Source organism: Pseudoalteromonas sp. SWYJZ19, assembly GCF_015864375.1.
GTDB classification, from domain to species: domain Bacteria; phylum Pseudomonadota; class Gammaproteobacteria; order Enterobacterales; family Alteromonadaceae; genus Pseudoalteromonas; species Pseudoalteromonas arctica.
This window is the reverse complement of record NZ_JADYXI010000021.1, coordinates 1-19,136: the sequence shown is the minus strand read 5'-3', so window position 1 is coordinate 19,136 and position 19,136 is coordinate 1. Positions and strand designations below refer to the sequence as shown.

Here is a 19,136-nt window from a genome sequence, read left to right as displayed (position 1 = left end):
GACACTTGGGGGCTTAAATATAACGCTATATAGTCTATTTATAATTTTAAGGAATTGGCTATGAGAGTAAGAGCCGATATTTTGCGTACCTACCAAGGCGTGCATACATGGACAGGAATAATTGCAGGTTTAGTACTTTTTATAGGTTTTTATGCTGGTAGTTTAACCATGTTTAAACACGAATTAGCACAGTGGGCAAACCCCGCCAGTGCACCAGTGACTAAACCACACACTAACAATCACCAAATATTAGTTGATCAAGCAATAACTAAGTACCCTGAGCAAATGGGTAATGGTTTTTCTCTCGATTTATTAACAAATCAAGCGCCACTATCTTGGTATAGCCAAGGTAAAGAGCGCGGGATGAAACTTGATAATCAATTACAGGTACTCTATCTAAACCAGCAAAATGATCTTGTAATACAGCAACAAAGTGAGAATAAACTTGCAGATTTAATAGATTACTTACATCGAACCGCAGGGTTTGCAGGCGAAATTGGGCACGACCAATCAGGCGTATATATACTCGGTATAGCATCTGCGCTGTACTTTTTAGCATTGGTGTCTGGCGTAATTATTTTACTACCTACGCTTGTAAAAACCTTTTTTGCGATTCGAAAAGAAAAAGGCGCCAGTCGCTTTTGGCTCGATAGTCATAATTTAGTTGGGATCGCCAGCTTGCCTTTTCATTTAATTATAGCGTTTACTGTGGTGGTATTTGCATTTCATGATCTGGTTTATGATGGTCTATCAGCATTTTATGACGATAAATCCTTTTTTCAACGACCTGCCCCAGCAGCACATAATTATCATATTGCAAACTTACCAAGCATAAATAAGCAGCTCCTAGCGGCAAAAAACTACGCCCCAGGTTATGAGCCAATTCACATTACATTTAGTCGTTTAAATACAAACAGTCCGACAGCAACATTAAAAATGAGTAATAGCAGCGCTGTCGTTCGCGGACCTGATACCGACTACTTATTCTTACACCCCTATACATTAGAAGTACTTAACTCAAGCTATCCGCAAGGAGATGATGGTGTTTGGGGTAATATAGTAGGAAGTTTCTTTTCACTTCACTTTGGTACTTATGGAGGTGAATGGGGACGTTGGGGGTATTTTGTTATGGGGCTACTTGGCGCATTCTTATTTTACTCTGGTAACTTATTATGGCTAGACAAGCGCTTTAAACAAGATGCCAACAAACGAAGTACACGATTTATGGCAAATTTAACAATTGGTGTTTGCTTAGGGTCAATGATTGCAGTGGTTGCCACTTTATTACAAGCTAAATGGACTAACCAATATATGGGTAACGCAAATTACAGCTATCTCTATAGTTACTATTTGGTATTTTTTGCCTTTGTTGCTTATACCTTTTTTAAAGGAACTCACCACGCTAGCTATTGGGGCTTAATGGGTATTGCACTTTTATCTGCTGGTATGGGGGGGTCAACACTTATACAGGCTTTATTAGCTGATGATTTTTTAAAATATTATCAAAGCGGTTTTGTTGATATTAGCGCTGCAGTATTTGCATTAATATTTTATTATTGTGCAAAAAAAGTTAGAAATAAATCAGTAAGCTATGCAGTTATACCTGCAAAATTATAAAGAAAAACTTAATGAGGCGTATTGCACGCCTCATTAAAGGTATAAGTTTAGATTTAAAATATAAAAACATTAACTAACGTAGATTAGTTTACTGTGCGTTTAGGCTTTTCTCGCGTTACAAAGTAGCAAATTAGCGAGCCCACTGTTACCAGTACAACCCCTTGCCAAAACGAAGCACTCAGCGTAATAGATAAATACAACGCCGAAATAATAGTAGAAAACACCGGTGTAAAGTACGAAAGCGTTCCCAAAAGCATTAAGTTACCGCCAATAATAGCTTGATTCCACAGCGCATAACCGCTCCCCACTACTACACCGGCTAATAATAATGTCATGCTTGAGCTGATTGAAAACGTTAATGACGCTTCATTACTAAAACCATATTGCGCCCACAAACTCATTGCCGTAACAGTAAAAAATAACGTAATGGCATTTTTACCATTACTCAGCTTTTGCGTTACTACGCAATAAATAGCCCATATAAACGCTGCAGCTAATGCCATTAAATAAGTAGCAGGATTATCAGCAAAGTTAGTAACAAGCGTATCGACCGACATTTCTTGATCGCCAGTAATACACCAAGCAACGCCTAAAAAAGCAATAATCATGCTTGGGTAAACCCAGTAACTTACTTTTTTACGACCAATAATAATAGAGAGCAATATTGTTAGCGTGGGCCATAAATAATTAATAACCGCCATTTCCATTGCCTGATGACGGCTATTTGCCATACCAATAGAAAGCGCCAAGCAAATTTCGTACGATACAAATAATAAAGTACCTACTACCAAGTAGCGTTTCGAAAAACCACTAAACTTGGGCACTCCCATAACCAAAATTAAAAATATCGCACTGACAGAATACATAGCCGCAGCACCACCAATGGGGCTAAACAACTCAGAAATATCCCGTAGTAATGCCACTAAGCAACTCCACAGTAATATTGCAGCGACTCCATATAGTGTATATTTATTTTTGCTTATAAAATCCATTTGCCAACCCAAAAGTACTACTCGTAAATTTGAAACTAAACTAACAGTAATTATTTAATTAAACAATTAAAGTTAATAGCTTAAACCTCTCGCCTGTTTTTAACATCCACCCTTTTTAGTAATTGACCTTTTGGTCAGTAAAGCTACAATCAATCAATACGTTAAACACGCAAACTCTATAATGACCACACAAATAAAACCAAATAAAAAAGAAGTGACACGCGAGAAAAACCAAAAATTAATTTTAGATGCCGCCGAGCAATTGTTTTCGCAATTAGGTTACGACGGAGCAAGTATGAGCATGGTTGCTAAAGAAGCGCAGGTGCCAAAAGCTAATATTTTGTATTACTTTAAAAGTAAAGATGGTCTGTACGAGTCTGTGATCGACCGCATAATAGCTAACTGGAACTTGGGGCTTGATAACGTCACAATTAATGACGATCCAGCTACCGTGCTTTATAACTATATTAAAAGCAAAGTAATACTGGCCGTAGACCAACCAATGCAATCTCGCTTATTTGCCAGTGAAATACTGCGCGGTGCACCTTATTTACAAAACTACTTTAGAACCAATACCCGCCCTTGGGTTAAACAAAAGGTTGATGTACTTCAAGCATGGATGGATGCAGATAAAATGGATAAGGTTGACCCGTACCATTTGCTCTTTACTATTTGGTCTACCACGCAATATTACGCCGACTTTCAGGCTGAGGTTTTACTTGTAATGAACAAATTAGAGTACGACGAAACCGATGTGGCACAAATTACGCAGTCAATTGCCCACATAATTTTAAAAGGTATTGGTCTTAAAGTACCTGAGCAAAGCGAGACTTAACCCATGACACCCTTTACTACACCCGATTTATTTGACGATCATCGCGATAACGTACAAGTTGCAGACAGTGGTCTTTTACACTTTGGCAAAAAAACCACATTTTATGGCAAAGTAGTGACCGTTACCTGCCCAGAAGACAACTCATTTGCCGCCGATATACTGCATGAAAATGGTGAAGGTAAAGTATTAGTTATAAACGGGTTTGCGAGCAAACGCTTTGCGTTTATAGGCGACATTATGGCTGAGCGTGCCCTAAATAATGGCTGGGAAGGCGTAATAATAAATGGCTGTTGCCGAGATATAGAAATACTCGCCACGATGAACTTACCTGTAATGGCGCTAGGCTCTACACCGCGTAGTACCTTAAAGCGTGGCTTTGGTGATAAAAACCAAACTATTGCAATGCTTGGCACCACTATCGAACCTAACGATTGGGTTTATGCCGATATTAACGGTTTAATCATCAGTAAAACACCCCTTATTTAGGACTTAAAACCATATAAATAAAGGCCAACTTGGTGCACCTGCGCACCAAATTGGTCTGTTTTAACTCATTTCAATGCCATTATTTTTACAGCTCTCATTTATAAACCTCATACAACCCACCAAAACCTGACCAATTGGACAGGATTTTAATTTATGGCATTCCTCTTGCTTAGGTTTTAAACAATATAATAAGCTAACCGATTAAAAAGCGGATCAGGCTCTGTAAAATAAAAACAAGATGTTACGCAGTGGGCTGAAAAATAATAAAAATTAATCTGTCTTTTTAATCACCCTAAATCTGGACTGCTTGGTCAGATTTTTTATAACGAGTGGTGATATGAGTACCAAAAATAATAATACGCCCGGTATTTTTTGTGACCATGGTCCTAAAGCATGGCAAACACATTACCAAGGCACACTTATTAATAAGCGCCTTGTGGTAAAAGATGTATTTGCTATTAAAGGCGAGCATAACAGCGCTGGTAACCCACACTGGCTTAAAACAGCTAAACCGGCACAGCAAACATCCAGCGCCATAAACAAATTAATGAGTGAAGGCTGTAATTTTACAAGCTTTACCCATACCGATGAGCTGGCGTACAGCCTAGAGGGAAATAACATTCACTATGGCGCTGCTCAAAACCCTAAATTAAAAGGGCATGCTTGCGGTGGCTCAAGTATGGGGTCGGCGGCTGCAGTTGCTGCTAACTTAGCCGATATTGGCTTGGGCACCGACACTGGTGGCTCAATTAGAATACCCGCCAGCTATTGTGGTTTATATGGCATAAGGCCAAGCCATAACGTGATTGAAAAAGATGGCCTAATACCCTTGGCTCCGCCTTTTGATACCATAGGTTGGCTTACCCAAAGCGCAGAGCTATTAAGCGATGTAGGTAATGTACTGCTACCAAATCAAGCTATTAATAACGTTAATACCTTAGTTATTTGTGAGCCGTTATTTGAACTCGTTGACCCTGCTTTAAAAGCTCCACTTAAACAATTGCTTGAAAAAACCAAACCTAATTTTAAGCACCATAAAGAATTTGAACTACCTAACAGCAGCTTACTAAACGAACTTGCTGATAGTTTTAGAGTACTGCAAGGGCGAGCAATCGCAAAAACGCATAAAGATTGGCTTCAATTGCAGGGGCAACTTCCCCAGTTTGCTCTAGCAATTGCGGCACGTTTTAATATGGCGCTTGCCCTAACCGATCAAGAAGAACAAGAAGCACTAAAAGTACAGCACGAGTGGCAAGCAATCGTCGCTAAAAACCTAAATACAAACAGCTGTTTATTTTTGCCAACCACACCTACAACCGCACCTAAATTAGGCGCCGACAAAAGCGCCTTACGCATGCAAATTATTACACTTTCGGCAATTGCAGGGCTTAGTGGCTCAGCGCAAGTGCATTTACCGCTGGCTGATTTAGCAAATGATCATCCGTATGGTTTTTCATTAATGATGACCCACGGTAACGATAAAAGCCTACTTGCTTGCGTTAAGCACCTAGCTGAACACTTTAAACAGGACACACCGGCATGACCACACACAATATTGCATTTACCGCGTCTCATTTTTCGGCAACAGAGGCGGGTATAAATATACTAAAACAAGGCGGTACAGCTACCGAGGCTATGGTAGCCGCAGCAGCTGCTATTAGCGTTGTATATCCACATATGAACTCAATTGGTGGCGACAGCTTTTGGCTTATCGATAATCCCAATCAAAAAACACCCACCGCTATTGACGCCTGCGGCCGCGCAGCAACTAATACAACACCCTATAACTCGCACACGCAAATACCAGATCGCGGCGGATTAAGCGCACTGACTCAAGCGGGCACAATACGCGGCTGGCAAAAAGCGCTTGAGCTTGATGAACACGCAGCACTGCCACTTTCAAAAATTTTAGCGCCCGCAATAAAACTTGCTCGCGAGGGCTTTACCGTTACAAAAAGCTTGCAAGCAGGCTGCGAAAAGCTAGCCGCTGCTAACAATACCAATGACGCATTTAAAAACCTCTACATACCCAATGGCAAGCCCTTGCAAGCGGGTCAGCATTTTAAAAACCCTAAACTTGCAGCAACATTTGAGCACTTAGCAAAACAGGGTTTAAACGTATTTTATGAAGGTGCACTTGCCAGCTCATTTGCCGCTGATTTAGCCAAAGCAGGCAGTTCAATTACCACTGACGATATTGCAAGTACCCAAGCCGAAATAGTTACCCCGCTAAATGCAAACCTAAGTGGTATTGACTGCTACAACTTACCCGCGCCAACACAGGGCGTGCATTCGCTGCAAATAATTGGTGCCGTAAATAAGTTAAAGCATTTAGCTAAAACCGATGCCGACTGGACACACTTAATTGTAGAGGCAACCAAACAAAGCTTTACCCATCGCCCTACCCTTTGGGCCGATCCCAATGTATTAGGGGGTGATTATAAAGACGCACTAACCGATGAGCGCTTAAGCGAACTTGCCAACAATATTGATATGAGCAAAGCACAACAATGGCCATTTAACACAGAGCCTGGCGATACAGTATGGATGGCAGCACGAGATAAAAATGGGCAATTAGTCAGCTTTATTCAAAGTATTTACTGGGAATTTGGCAGCGGAATATTAATGAGCGAAGGCGGCTTTGTGTGGAATAACCGAGGGTTAAGCTTTAGTTTAAACAATCAAGACGCCAATAACCTTGCCCCAAATAAAAAGCCTGCACATACACTTAACCCTGCAATGGCAAAATTTAGCGATGGTCGCCGACTTGCTTACGGAACAATGGGCGGTGAAGGCCAACCACAAACCCAAGCCGCTGTTTTTGCAGGTTATGCATGGCGAAATAAGTCAATAAACCAAGCAATTAGCGACCCTCGGTGGTTACTTGGAAGAACATGGGGTGATACAAGTACAAATTTAAAAATTGAAGAAAGTTTAGCGTCTCATATAGAACATGAATTAAATCAACGTGACCACGATTGGGTAAGCGTTGATAATAATAACGAAATGATGGGGCACGCTGGGGCTATTTTAGATACACCTACAAGCCTTGAAGCTGCAACAGATCCTCGTTCAGATGGACGTGCAACAGTAACTACAGCAGGAACACAATGTCAGAAATAATTAACCAATGGCCAATAGTAGTGGCCTTAATAGCAACTGGTATTTTTGCCGGTATTTTAGCAGGACTATTTGGCGTAGGCGGCGGTATTGTTATCGTGCCTGTACTGTACTTCCTGCTACAAGGTTTTGGCGTAAGCCCAGAGTCGGCAATGATGATAGCAACCGCAACATCACTTGCCACTATAGTACCTACCTCGCTTTCATCTATTCGCTCGCACCATAGCAAAGGCAATATTGACCTTGCCCTAATAAAATATTGGGCACCGTTTATATTAGTTATGGCGGTTGTGGGTAGCATTATTGCTCATACCGTTCGCGGTAACGCATTAGTACTCATGTTTGCCTGTATTGCTATTTTAGTCAGTTTAAACATGTTATTTAGAGCCGGCGCACCTGCACTTGTAAAACAACTACCTGGTAAATTTGGGCAAGGCATTATGGCAAGTATTGTAGGCGGTTTGTCGGTCATGATTGGTATAGGTGGCGGTACTATTGGCGTACCTATGCTAAACGCATTTAACGTACGCGCACATGTTGCGGTAGGTACAGCGGCCGTTTTTGGCTTATTAATTGCGCTACCAGGCGTAATTACCTTATTAAGTATTGGCACAACGCCAATCGATGCTCCCATAGGTACGTGGGGGTTAGTTAACCTCCCGGCCTTTTTTCTTATTATTCCGCTAACTATTTTATTTGCGCCTATTGGCGTAAAAATTGGTAGCAAGCTGGATCAAAAACAACTAAAACGCGCTTTTGCCGTTGTCTTAATGATAACCGGTATTCGTATGCTTATTCAGACTCTGGGAGCCTAAACATGTTTAATAACACGCAAGTTCAAACCTTAAACCCACCACAGCGTTTATTAATGGGACCAGGTCCTATTAATGCAGATCCCCGTGTTTTACGTGCTATGTCGGCGCAGCTTATAGGTCAGTACGACCCAGTAATGACCGGCTTTATGAACGAAACCATGGCGCGCTATCGCGAAATTTTTAAAACCAAAAACGAATGGACCATGCTAATAGATGGCACATCGCGCGCAGGGATTGAAGCCGTACTGTGCTCTATTTTGCGCCCAGGCGATAAAGTATTGGTGCCAATTATGGGGCGTTTTGGGCATTTACTGGCTGAAATTGCAGAACGCGTTGGTGCAAAGGTGCACACAATAGAAGTACCGTGGGGCGAAGTGTTTACGCCAGAGCAAATCGAAAAAGCCATTGTTGATGTAAAACCCCATGTACTTGCCATGGTACAAGGCGATACATCGACCACCATGAACCAACCTCTTGAGCATATTGGCGATATTTGCCAAAAGCACGATGTACTATTTTATTGCGATGCCACCGCATCTATTGTGGGTAACGAACTTCCTGCCGATGAATGGAAACTCGATGCACTTTCTGTTGGTCTGCAAAAATGTTTAGGCGGACCGTCTGGCTCAGCACCATTAACCCTTAGCGACAAATGCGCCGAGTGGATCCAAAAACGTAAAAAAGTAGAAGCAGGTATTCGCACAGCCGATCATACCGACGGCACAGAGCCATTTGTACGCTCAAACTACTTTGATTTAGGCATGATAATGAATTACTGGGGCGAGGAGCGCCTAAATCATCATACCGAAGCCACCAGCATGTTGTATTGCGCCTCAGAATGCGCCCGCATAGTCATTGAAGAAGGCGTGGATAACTGCGTAGCGCGTCACAAATTACACGGCGATGCCATGCTAACAGGTATTCAAGCGTTGGGCTTAAACGTATTTGGCGATTTAACGCATAAAATGAACAACGTACTGGGCGTTTATATACCTGAGGGCATTAATGCCGATCACGTACGAGGGCAAATGCTAACCGATTTTGGAATAGAAATTGGCACCTCGTTTGGACCGCTGCATGGCAAAATTTGGCGTATTGGCACTATGGGCTACAACGCCCGAAAAGATACCGTACTACAAACACTTGCAAGTTTAGACGCTTGCTTACATGCCAACGGTTACAAAGGCCCTAAAGGCGAAGCCGCCATTGCAGCCCTTGCTCACTATAAATAAAAAAAGGATTTAGCATGACGATTGTAAGCCCCCTTTTAAAGCCTTTGTTAAACAAAGAACTTGCTGATGAATACGCAACACGCGCTTTATCTCGCTGTAAAACTCTCAGCGCACTATCGCAAATGCAAGGCGGCATTCACCGCGTGTACTTATCAAAAGAGCACAAAGAGTGTAACGACGTTACTGCATCGTGGATGGTTGAGGCAGGCATGCAATCGTGGCAAGACGAAGTGGGCAACCTTTGGGGAAGACTTAAATCATCAAACCCACATGCTAAACGTTTAATTATAGGATCGCACCTCGACACAGTACCAAACGCAGGTGCGTTTGATGGTATTTTAGGTGTACTACTGGGGATAGAAATTGCAGCGCTTGCAAATAAGTTAAAGCTCGACCTACCCTTTCATTTAGATGTAGTGGGCTTTTGCGATGAAGAAGGCACCCGCTTTGCCACAACTTTAATTGGCTCAAAAGCCCTCGCTAACGAATTTAACCCACAGTGGCTAAACATTGAAGACACAAACGGCATAACTATGCGCCAAGCCATGCTCGATTTTGACTTAAATCCTAATGACTACGCAAAGGCCGCACTAAACAAAAACGAATTACTAGGTTACTGGGAAACTCATATTGAACAAGGTCCGGTGCTCGAATCGGTTAATCAGGCGCTCGGAGTAGTAACGGCTATAGCAGGTGCTAAACGCGCTATGCTTACCCTAACAGGGCAAAGTGGTCATGCGGGTACAACGCCAATGAACTTGAGACAGGATTCGTTAGCAGGCTGCGCCGAACTTACTCTTGCCATAGAGCAGCTAGCAAAAAACGCGAGTAATGGCGAAGTTGCCACCGTAGGGCAAATACAATCTCGCCCCGGTGCAACAAACGTGATTGCAGGTAAAACAACCATAAGCCTAGATGCACGCGCACAGAGCGACACCGATCTCGCTAACTTACTAAGCGCCATACAAAGCAGCGCTCAATCTATAGCAAGCAAACGCAATTTAACACTCGATTGGCAATGGACGCATGCAGCAGATGCCGTTGCGTGCGACACCACTATTCAACATTTATTTACAAGCGCATGTAAACTCAACAACCAAGCATCGCCTTCACTTGCCTCAGGCGCAGGGCACGATGCAATGGCAATCGCTCCAATTTGTCCCGTTGGCATGTTGTTTATACGCAGCCCTGGCGGTATAAGCCATCACCCAGCAGAAGCCGTTATCGACAGCGATGTAACAAAGGCACTCAGTGTAATGTACAGCGCGCTTTTACTTTATGTGAAAGAGTGTGAGTGATTTTAAGGTAATCGAGTAAACCAAATAGATTAACTTGGTATGCTTAGGGGCTTAAACCTCCTCAAAGTCATTTGGAGGTTATTACTGAAGGCAGGTAAATGCAGGAAAACGCAGGAATATACGTTATTTAAAGTAGCTTTATCGAGCTGCCCTTTGCTCTTTTAGGCTAAGGCGTTTATGTGAGCTATATACATGTTGAATGTTTGTACCATTGACCAAATATGCATCCATTTCAACGGTAATTAAACCCGATAATGGCTTGATTTCTAGAACACCCAACTCACCTAAATTTGCAGATAGTAAAGTATTATTCCTAAAAGCGAACAAAGTTTTGTCAGTATCTCGTAAGTCACCATTCACATATAATTTAGCACCACTAAACCAAGCGTTAATTATTTTAACTTTGATTGACTTAACAGTAAATTCAAAGGATTTTCTCATCAGATCTCCATACCCAGAAAATGTAATTATTATACTTTATGTTCTTATATGTTTGGCGCACAACCACTTTCGTTTAATACCAACTTAGTCGATGCTGGGTAATTTTTTAGTGCAGCCAAAGGGCGAATTGGCCGCTGAACCAAATTACCTGAGCAGTTTGGGCACACGTTATTTAACAGCGTTTGAGCACAACCAGAACAAAACGTGCATTCAAATGAACAAATAAAAGCCTCACTGGACTGTGCAGGTAGATTCTTATCACAACATTCACAATTAGGTCTTAAATCTAACACTTAGAGCTCCTTCTTATCCACCCAATACTGAGTAAATATCTATTACCTTTTATAACTTTTGATACCTGATGCTCACTTACATCAGGGCGGAATAGCTTAACCCGCTTTGTTTCAAATATCGGATTACTACAAATAAACTCACCACCCAAATCTGCTTTTTTAAGCACTATATTCAATCGATAGTGTTTACCAGATTCAATTTTGTCTGTGTGTGGTGCTATTTCACTTCCTTGTGGGAATTTAAGCAAATATGTATCAAATTTAATTGGCCACGTAGCACCACAAATCAACATTTTATCGTAGCCTGATTTTTGCCTACCTCGCTCCCAACAAAATAATTTACTCAAAAAAAACATACAATCCCTCGAAACAGCTAACAAACAGTAAGTTAACTCGTTTTTTTATTTTTATTGATAAACAAACCATAGCCGAGTTCATATTTTGATTCAATCGTTTACTGTATTTTACGTGGGATATAAAAGGGAGTTTTAATGTTGTTTTGATTGGCGTTTTAAAAGACATTATGGTGGCTATAATTGACAAGAAAATCAAAATATAGCCACCCGTTTTACTTTAATGCTTATTTAAGGTCTTATTTAATAGTTACCTTTGCATCACTTACCCATGTCTCAGTTATAGCTTCATCATTTTTATCAACTAAATACGCGCGTATGTTTACCGGATTATTGTTAGCTTGTTTGTAGTCAAACGCTAATCGCCATTGGTTTGTACCAACTACCGGATAAACCCCAATAGGTTCTAGTATTTCACCGTTGCTGGCTTCAACAATCGGCTTTATACCACTTTTGTTATCTAAGTCTTTAAATGCTGGACCTTCAAAATCAATCACCATTTTGTTAACGCCTTCAGGAATTGGCTGGCCGGGAATTCCGCCTAAGCCTTGGCGAGTATTTACAACGCTTGCAAGCGTTTTTGATTTTGGATCGAGTGGACGCCACTCAATATCATAAGAAAAGGTAAACTCATCACCTTTGCGCGCCTCTTTTTCAGGCACCCAATAGGCAACAATATTGTCAAACGTTTCATCTTTTGTTGGAATCTCGATTAACTGAACTGCCCCTTTCCCCCAATCGTCAGTAGGTTTGATCCACGCTGATGAACGCTTATTGTAAAATACGCCGTCGTCTTGGTAGTTATTAAAGTCACGGTCTCTTTGGATTAAACCAAACCCTTTTGGGTTCTCATCAATAAAGCTATTGGTCGACACCGACTGAGGATTATTTAATGGGCGCCAAATGTATTGACCCGATCCTGTGTGAATCGCCAGGCCATCGCTGTCGTGAATTTCTGGGCGCCAATCTTTAGCTTCTGTTTTATCTTTTTGTGAGTACCAATACATACTGGTTAACGGTGCTACGCCTAAGCGTTCAACATCGGCGCGCATATACAAATTAGCCGTTACAGAGGTAATATGGCCTTTAGCTTCTTTGTTATCTTTGCTTAAACCAAATCGATAAGCACCAGTGATAGAAGGCCCTTCAAGCAATGCCCAAACAGACACACTTTCACCTTTTTTCTCTGCGGGGCCAATCCAAAATGCAGAAAAGCGCGGAAACTCTTCGGGTTGGTTCATGCCCGTATTAATTGCAATACCTCGGGCCGACAGTCCATATTGCCCTTGTGGCCCATCCGTACGAAAATAAGACGCACCTAAAAACGATATCCAATCTGGTTTCATATCTGGGCGCATTATTCTAAAGCCTGCAAATCCAAATCCTTCACGGAGGTCGTGAGCTGGGCTATCGTCAGGCATATCAAAAACGTCATTACTAAAAGGTACATTTTGAACCTGATTTTTATCGTCTCTGATGTAAATACTTACAGGCTCTGGAAAATATCTGCCAGGGTAAAATAATTGTACGGGCGCCTTTTTTCCACTTGGGTATAAGGTTTCATCTTCTTTAAAGCGTATTTTCCAGTGTTCGTCATACGTAATTTTATCGATTAACTCCGGCGCTGGAACCTTGGTTGCCGTATAGGGCTTTTCGGCTGAGGCTTTTGCCAGTGCTTTTAAGTCTTCGAATGAAAACTCCGTTTTATCTAATGCTTCTGTCGCGTAAGACGACATCGAAGTGCTAAAAATAATTGCGATAAATAACTTTAATTTCATAAAAAGAATGTCCAATAAATTGAGTCAAATAAAAATGGGAACGCTGCACGAACGTATGTTTAACTTAAAGTTCTGTCTGGATATTACGTGACGTAATATGAACTAGCGTTTACTAAGGTATTGTTATTTGACTACAGGACCTCCCATAATTAATTTGTTTTTACGGGAATTAATTTTAAGGGCGATTGCGCGCGTTTAATGATATCGCTGAAGTGAAAATAAACGGAAATAGCGCAGTTTATTGGACGAAGCCGTCAAGAGGTATGGATATATTTAGATTTTAGTTGCCCACTATTCCAAGGCAAATACTTGTAGAGTGGCTGGTTTTTCTATTCGTTGTAGTTACATAGTTGATTTGGGCTAAAGCGTATTATAAGCAGTAAAAAGTGAAGGGTAAGCCTATATAGAACTGTGGTATTTAAATTGATAAGGATTACATTTAAGTGTTGAAAAACAAAGAGGCTCACCACTTTTAAAATTTGCAATTAATAGCTAAATTTGACTAGTCGTCCACCTCAGGGCGTGTTGTTACGTGTTTGTTCATCGTAGCTAAAAGATCTTCTCTACATTTATCAGGTTTCAACGACTCAGGGTTGAAAATTATGGCAAGTACTTTATCAACATATACATAGATTGAACCATTAACTTCTTCGATATGCTCTACAACATCCCAGTCATAAAAGTTATAACCATATTGGTGGATTTCTTTTATACCATCAGCGCTTATTTCAAACTCTTTAGGACCAATCATTATTCCATTTTCATTTGGTGTAAAACATTGTGCAATTTTCACTTCCATAAATTTACTGAGAGCGACGTAAATAAAAAATAAAATGGATAATGTGAAAACAGAAAAGAACAACTTATTTTCTATTCCGCCAGACTGAAACTGAAAGAAGGACATAAAACTAAAAGTTAGCACCAACCAAAGACACACATTTTTAAGCATGGGTATCCATGTATAGGATTTCAACACCTTAGATGCTGTGTGAGCGTAAAAAGCGTCATAGTCGGCTTTAGATGTTTTAATTTTAAGATTCAAAAGATTCTCCATAATCTGAGATACGTATAATTAGCCTGTAGATTAACTCGTTTTTTATTTTTTATTGATAAACAAACCATAGCTGAGTTCCTATCAACTTAAAATCAATTTACCCATGCATTTATTGACCGTAATATTCCGCTTTTTATTTTAAAGAGAATCAGGCTTAATAAAGCCAAGTTGTTTACCATTCTATAATTGATAATTTCCGTAACGGTTAGAATAAGGTCACCCTAACTGCCCTTCATCATTAGTCATTCAAAACGCCTTTAACTGTATTATTTTTTTAAGACGTTTTTTAATGACCTTTTGCTCGCAATAAAGCCCGATAAAACCACCAACAGCAATTGAAGCCACAACCAACAACCAATATAAAGAGCTGTTAGATTCCTGAATACCCGAAATATAAAGGTATAAGTTAAACGGGATAATAAAAAATAAGCTACCTAGTACTTTAATGAATTCCCTAAAAAGCTCTGTATCAGACTTTGCTTTGTTGATATGAGAGTTAATAGTTTCATTTGATATCTCATTTAGCTCTGGGTATGTCTTTTGTAACCAATTTAAATAATTCAATCATGCTTCCTTGTATTTTTATATCTAGTGCTGCCTTAAATAGGCAAAATATATTTGCTAAAGTAAGCGACATAGCAGTAAAAACCAGATTTTTTTTGTTCTGCTTTACGACTTGTTAGAGCTACTTTTTATCCACAACATAATAGCCTACATTTGATAAAGAATAACTAGCAACGCCCTTTTCGGTTGAAGGCGTAAAGTATATAAATTTTGGGGATATTAATTTTAGTTTCCCTTTAGTTTTAACTCCAGATTGAGCATTAGTTATTGTTATTGATAAATCACCACCAACGCCAAATGCCTGTAAGCCAATTGAAATTACTTTGGAGGATTGAGCAGACCAATTAAAAGACATAAAAACTATACAAAAAGTAATAGCTCCTAAACTGATAAATTGTGCCTTAGCCTTGAAGTAAATTAGCACTGAAATATGAGTAATAATAACCGCACACATACCTAATACAAAGAAAATCCGAGCAGTATCAGCACCAGAAATAAACTCTAAGATAAGGATCGACCAAGTAATTAAAGTAAATAAAATACTCAGGGCAATTAGTTGTTTATCGATTTTCTTTTTCTTAACTTTTCCAACAATCAATAAGACAGGGCTAAATATTGCTAATGAACTAATAAGTAAGAAAAAAGCAGTAGTTACGAAAAACAATTTCATTCCAAATACACCCTCCGTAAAGAAGTCGTAAGAGAAAAAGTCATATTCTCCCATGTAAATTAGAAACATGATCATCGTAATATTTGGTACAAGGAAAAAAGCGGAAATAATATACGAAAGTGTTCTCCACCAAATTTCGTTAGGGACACTTTTGATTTTTGTTATTAGATCATCCAATGCTAGATACTCCTTTAGTACCAACGAGCCTGTAGATTAACTCGTTTTTTTATTTATTTTTATTGATAAACAAACCATAGCTGAGTTCCTATTTTGGTTCAATCGATTACTGTATTTTTACGCAGAATATAAAAGGGTTTGATGTTGTTTTAATTAGCATTTTGCAAGGAATTACTGGAAATTTGGTGTAGGTGTTTTTTTACTCTGGTGGGCAAAGTATATTTGTTAAAATAAGCGATGCAGCAGAAAAAACCTAGCAGTTGGGGATCATCATAACGTTGGTAATATTCCGCTTTTATTTTAAAGGAAATTAGGCTCAATGAAGCCGAGTTGTTTACCATTTTTTAATAAAAATTGTTCTCGCCTATCAGGCTATCTATTTTTATTTTCATCTTGTCAATATAGCTCAGCTTTTTGCGTGATGCACTTTCATGGATGTAACCTAACTCACTGCTATCATTGATAATTGACGTAAAATTTTGAATGGGTGTCATCTTAACTTCCTGGCATGGCTTTTTGCGTTATTTTCGTTATTTTCGTTATTTGCCAAAACTGTGACAACTAATCAATACCGGAGTTTAGGCGCTTGTTAGTATTTTTTATTCACCATACTTTCTCATGAATAAATTAACACCTTCCAGCATTAATTTAACCCTTGCTGTACCACCAAGCTCTTCCCATTCACCATGAGCTGCATGATTTCTCATTCCTCCCCAAGAAGCTATATCTTTCATATCCTGTTTAGTTATTAATTCTTCAGCACGTAAAGTGGTAGCGTAAGAATCAAGGCTTGCCTTTTTTGGCCCCAATGATAGTTCTTTGTCTTCTACCCAGTTTCTAAGAAACTCCTCCAAAGATGCTCCTATCAATATAGTTGGAGCAGCGGGGTGAACTTTATTAGAACGTAATAATCCTTGTGCTTGATCAAGAAAGTCTGAAGTCACATCAATTTCAGCTTGTCTTCTTGGGCTAAGCCCTCCAACAAGTCCATCGTCAAGATGATCTATAAATGAGCGTAAAATTTCAGAAAGGTATTGACCTGCTCTGGCTTTATCAGTTGGCATAGAAGATATAGCAGTTAAAAAAGGGCTTTTTGCTCCTGCAAATTTAACTAAAAAATCAGAAACTCTTGCATATATCCCTTTAAATTTAACGTAATCTTTTTCACCGATAGTATTGGATATTTGAATTAATTTTTCTGCTAATTTTATAACATCATCAGTTTGCACAATAGTCCCTTAAAATTNTTTACCGTGGGTGAATAATATCTATTAGATCACAGCGAATGAATGGATTCAAGGTTAAAAAGCAATCAATTGAAAATAGTAGAATACGTTCCTAGAAAGAGTAATTCTACAGCCTCAACGCCCCATTAAGAGGCAAAAAACAGCTTGCTATAATGCCTGAGGAACGAAGGGCAGCAAGCTGTTTTTTGTCCTTTTGAATGGCTTGTTAGCTGACGCTTTCACATGACGTTTTAAGGTTATGCTTTTTAGACTTTATTAACCTTGTAAATCCATTGTCCGTTTTATAACCGACATGAACACCAGTAGGAAAAACGACTATTGAATAAGAAGGATATGAATATAATAAACCAGCAATTGGTGTATTCCAATCAATGTCCCAGCCCCTTTTATTTTCACTTAACCAATTTCTAATTTCAACGTACTCAGCATCTTTGCGAGTGATGACTTTTCCACAAAGAGTAAATTCAGGTGGAATAAGTTCAACATTAACATCTTGAGCTTGAGCGTAAGGAACATATGCTCCAATAGAAGATAATATAATTAGTGCTAGTAATGCTTTCACCCGAATCCTCATAGACAGCTAACGAGCCTGTAGATTAACTCGTTTTTTTATTTATTTTTATTGATAAACAAACCATAGCTGAGTTCCTATTTTGGTTCAATCGATTACTGTATTTTATGCAGAATATAAAGTGGGAGTTTGGTGTTGTTTTAATTGGCGTTTTGGACGGGATTACGGGTACTTGAGTGGCTTTTATTTAGGGTAAAAGCGCTTACCCTTCTTAATGCATCGTGTTTTGCAGCTTTTCTATATTATGAACAAGACAATACAGTTGCCATTGCGCATTCACTTTCGTTTGACCCCGTAAGGTCAATTTATTCATGCCTTTATTCACTGTAATGTTCCCGAACACTGGCTCAATACACCCGAGTCGTTTGCTATATTGTCGTCGACCTATGGGGCTGTCTATTTTTACTTTCATTTTGTCTACATAGCTCAGCTTTTTGCGTGATTCATTATTTATAAACTGTACTTGTCGCCCCGTTTTAATGGGTGGCTTTCGCATGCATTGCTGCTGTAGCGGGCACGTTTTACAGTCTTTTAAATAACCACAGAATCGCGTGTATTGCTGATTGTGACTTTTTACATTTATCCCGCTTCGCCACATTGCATTGCCTGCGGGGCAGCGGCAAATTTGGGTTGCTTCATTATAATGAAAATCATCTGAGGTAAATAATCGTGGCTTGCCTTTGCTGCGTTTTAGTCGGCGCTTTTCTTGCTCTGTTTCGTATGTTTCGCTGGCTTTAAACAATGGATTTCGTTTTCTAAATTGGTTGTCCGCAATGTAGGTATCGAACCCACTTTGCGCCATAAATTCAAGATTTACTTCGCTGTTAAACCCACTGTCTGCGGTGAATTTGATGGTATGCTCATCTTCCATTTTTTCTGTATTGAGTTTAGCGAGTTGCTGTTTTAATTGTGCAACGGCTGGCTGTAAAGTTTGTTGCTCGCCTACTGAGCCCCACGCTTGTGCTTGCAGGATAATTTGGTGTTTATCATCGTTTATCGCGATGCCGTTGTAACCTTGGATTGTGCCTTTTGAGGTCGTCATTTTTGCACTATCTGGATCAGTGATATTACTTTTAACAGGCTTGCCTTTACTGCCTGTTTTCTCTTCGTGAGTGGCTAAAAACTCGGTGATTTTATCTGCACTTTTATCTAGCTTTTCTTTTTGTTTTAAATCCTGAGTTATCAATTCTTCGCCCAGTCCATCTTGTGATTGGTGGCGTTCAATAATACGTTTGCTTGCGCGTTCTAGTTTTGCTTTTTTGCGACCTAACTCATCGAATGTGCCACTCCACTCTTTACTCGCATTGGACTTTAATTTACACCCATCAATGGCAAACATGTTGCGGCCTATCAAGTCTTCCTCATCACATATCATCAGCACTTGCGTAAAAATCGGCTCAATCTGTTCATGCATTTTAGCAACGAAGCCTGCTATTGATGCGTAATGCGGCTGGATATCTCCCGACACACTCATAAATAAAATGTTCGTCTCACACGCTTTAGCAATTCGACGGCTACTGATCAAACCATGTGCATAGCCCAGTAAAATAATCTTTAGCATTACCGAAGGTGGATACGCCGCCGCGCCCGTTT

Annotated in this window: 19 protein-coding genes; 8 read left to right on the top strand and 11 right to left on the bottom strand. The window is 39.8% G+C overall.

All coding sequences use genetic code 11. From position 1 onward, the window contains the following. The first annotated feature begins 60 nt into the window (after positions 1-60). Positions 61-1,617 (top strand): PepSY-associated TM helix domain-containing protein, encoded by a 1,557-nt coding sequence (locus tag I6F45_RS17465; RefSeq protein WP_197161396.1) that lies wholly within the window; start codon positions 61-63, stop codon positions 1,615-1,617. A gap of 83 nt (positions 1,618-1,700) precedes the next feature. On the opposite strand, the gene yddG is transcribed toward I6F45_RS17465, so the two are convergent. After that, on the bottom strand, positions 1,701-2,609 hold the full coding sequence (yddG, locus tag I6F45_RS17460) for an aromatic amino acid DMT transporter YddG (protein WP_197161394.1): 909 nt from the start codon (positions 2,607-2,609) through the stop codon (positions 1,701-1,703). Between the two features lie 181 nt (positions 2,610-2,790). Between yddG and I6F45_RS17455 the strand changes: the two genes are divergently transcribed. The 7 genes from I6F45_RS17455 (at position 2,791) to I6F45_RS17425 (ending at position 10,395) form a co-directional block, all read left to right on the top strand. Next, the gene (locus I6F45_RS17455; protein WP_197142651.1) at positions 2,791-3,444 is read left to right on the top strand and encodes a TetR/AcrR family transcriptional regulator; all 654 of its coding nucleotides are present in this window, start codon (positions 2,791-2,793) and stop codon (positions 3,442-3,444) included. 3 nt (positions 3,445-3,447) lie between these two features. After that, on the top strand, positions 3,448-3,930 hold the full coding sequence (locus I6F45_RS17450) for a putative 4-hydroxy-4-methyl-2-oxoglutarate aldolase (RefSeq protein WP_197142650.1): 483 nt from the start codon (positions 3,448-3,450) through the stop codon (positions 3,928-3,930). 337 nt (positions 3,931-4,267) lie between these two features. Further along, a complete protein-coding gene (locus I6F45_RS17445; protein ID WP_197161392.1) occupies positions 4,268-5,473 on the top strand; it encodes an amidase family protein in 1,206 nt (401 codons plus the stop codon). Beyond that, positions 5,470-7,053, top strand: coding sequence for a gamma-glutamyltransferase family protein (locus I6F45_RS17440; RefSeq protein ID WP_197161390.1), 1,584 nt, complete (start codon positions 5,470-5,472; stop codon positions 7,051-7,053). The genes I6F45_RS17445 and I6F45_RS17440 overlap by 4 nt, the downstream gene beginning before the upstream one ends. Further along, entirely contained in the window at positions 7,041-7,865 is an 825-nt protein-coding gene (locus I6F45_RS17435; protein ID WP_197161388.1) for a sulfite exporter TauE/SafE family protein, read from the top strand. Before I6F45_RS17440 ends, I6F45_RS17435 begins: the two co-directional genes overlap by 13 nt. 2 nt (positions 7,866-7,867) lie before the next feature. After that, complete coding sequence (locus I6F45_RS17430; protein WP_165735574.1) at positions 7,868-9,097, top strand: pyridoxal-phosphate-dependent aminotransferase family protein; 1,230 nt, start codon at positions 7,868-7,870, stop codon at positions 9,095-9,097. 14 nt (positions 9,098-9,111) lie between these two features. Beyond that, positions 9,112-10,395: an allantoate amidohydrolase gene (locus tag I6F45_RS17425; protein ID WP_197161387.1), complete on the top strand. Its 1,284-nt coding sequence runs from the start codon at positions 9,112-9,114 to the stop codon at positions 10,393-10,395. Between the two features lie 138 nt (positions 10,396-10,533). On the opposite strand, the gene I6F45_RS17420 is transcribed toward I6F45_RS17425, so the two are convergent. The 10 genes from I6F45_RS17420 to I6F45_RS17375 form a co-directional block, all read right to left on the bottom strand. Next, entirely contained in the window at positions 10,534-10,836 is a 303-nt protein-coding gene (locus I6F45_RS17420; RefSeq protein ID WP_096794347.1) for a hypothetical protein, read from the bottom strand. Between the two features lie 44 nt (positions 10,837-10,880). Continuing rightward, positions 10,881-11,129 carry a DUF1272 domain-containing protein gene (locus tag I6F45_RS17415; RefSeq protein WP_197161386.1) on the bottom strand — a complete coding sequence of 83 codons (249 nt, stop codon included), beginning with the start codon at positions 11,127-11,129 and terminating at the stop codon, positions 10,881-10,883. After that, positions 11,123-11,485, bottom strand: coding sequence for a 2OG-Fe(II) oxygenase (locus I6F45_RS17410; protein WP_197161384.1), 363 nt, complete (start codon positions 11,483-11,485; stop codon positions 11,123-11,125). Before I6F45_RS17410 ends, I6F45_RS17415 begins: the two co-directional genes overlap by 7 nt. Before the next feature lie 236 nt (positions 11,486-11,721). Continuing rightward, complete coding sequence (locus tag I6F45_RS17405) at positions 11,722-13,260, bottom strand: glucan biosynthesis protein (protein WP_197161382.1); 1,539 nt, start codon at positions 13,258-13,260, stop codon at positions 11,722-11,724. Between the two features lie 502 nt (positions 13,261-13,762). After that, positions 13,763-14,302, bottom strand: a complete 540-nt coding sequence (locus I6F45_RS17400; RefSeq protein WP_197161380.1) for a hypothetical protein — start codon at positions 14,300-14,302, stop codon at positions 13,763-13,765. Positions 14,303-14,560: 258 nt separating this feature from the next. Next, the gene (locus tag I6F45_RS17395) at positions 14,561-14,878 is read right to left on the bottom strand and encodes a hypothetical protein (RefSeq protein WP_197161378.1); all 318 of its coding nucleotides are present in this window, start codon (positions 14,876-14,878) and stop codon (positions 14,561-14,563) included. Positions 14,879-14,999: 121 nt separating this feature from the next. Continuing rightward, positions 15,000-15,725: a hypothetical protein gene (locus tag I6F45_RS17390; RefSeq protein ID WP_039488371.1), complete on the bottom strand. Its 726-nt coding sequence runs from the start codon at positions 15,723-15,725 to the stop codon at positions 15,000-15,002. 599 nt (positions 15,726-16,324) lie between these two features. Then, a complete protein-coding gene (locus tag I6F45_RS17385; protein WP_197161375.1) occupies positions 16,325-16,954 on the bottom strand; it encodes a hypothetical protein in 630 nt (209 codons plus the stop codon). A 223-nt stretch (positions 16,955-17,177) separates the two neighbouring features. Further along, entirely contained in the window at positions 17,178-17,534 is a 357-nt protein-coding gene (locus I6F45_RS17380) for a hypothetical protein (protein ID WP_197161370.1), read from the bottom strand. 220 nt (positions 17,535-17,754) lie between these two features. Then, positions 17,755-19,136, bottom strand: a 1,382-nt coding sequence (locus I6F45_RS17375) for a transposase (RefSeq protein WP_197161367.1), incomplete at its 5' end; no start/stop codon positions are given.

Excerpts from the sequence above, each read along its gene's own strand:
- yddG (WP_197161394.1), bottom strand. The coding sequence starts at position 2,609 with ATGGATTTTATAAGCAAAAATAAATATACACTATATGGAGTCGCTGCA.
- I6F45_RS17455 (WP_197142651.1), top strand. The coding sequence starts at position 2,791 with ATGACCACACAAATAAAACCAAATAAAAAAGAAGTGACACGCGAGAAA.
- I6F45_RS17435 (WP_197161388.1), top strand. The coding sequence starts at position 7,041 with ATGTCAGAAATAATTAACCAATGGCCAATAGTAGTGGCCTTAATAGCA.
- I6F45_RS17440 (WP_197161390.1), top strand. The coding sequence starts at position 5,470 with ATGACCACACACAATATTGCATTTACCGCGTCTCATTTTTCGGCAACA.
- I6F45_RS17405 (WP_197161382.1), bottom strand. The coding sequence starts at position 13,260 with ATGAAATTAAAGTTATTTATCGCAATTATTTTTAGCACTTCGATGTCG.
- I6F45_RS17430 (WP_165735574.1), top strand. The coding sequence starts at position 7,868 with ATGTTTAATAACACGCAAGTTCAAACCTTAAACCCACCACAGCGTTTA.
- I6F45_RS17420 (WP_096794347.1), bottom strand. The coding sequence starts at position 10,836 with ATGAGAAAATCCTTTGAATTTACTGTTAAGTCAATCAAAGTTAAAATA.
- I6F45_RS17450 (WP_197142650.1), top strand. The coding sequence starts at position 3,448 with ATGACACCCTTTACTACACCCGATTTATTTGACGATCATCGCGATAAC.
- I6F45_RS17465 (WP_197161396.1), top strand. The coding sequence starts at position 61 with ATGAGAGTAAGAGCCGATATTTTGCGTACCTACCAAGGCGTGCATACA.
- I6F45_RS17425 (WP_197161387.1), top strand. The coding sequence starts at position 9,112 with ATGACGATTGTAAGCCCCCTTTTAAAGCCTTTGTTAAACAAAGAACTT.
- I6F45_RS17410 (WP_197161384.1), bottom strand. The coding sequence starts at position 11,485 with ATGTTTTTTTTGAGTAAATTATTTTGTTGGGAGCGAGGTAGGCAAAAA.
- I6F45_RS17445 (WP_197161392.1), top strand. The coding sequence starts at position 4,268 with ATGAGTACCAAAAATAATAATACGCCCGGTATTTTTTGTGACCATGGT.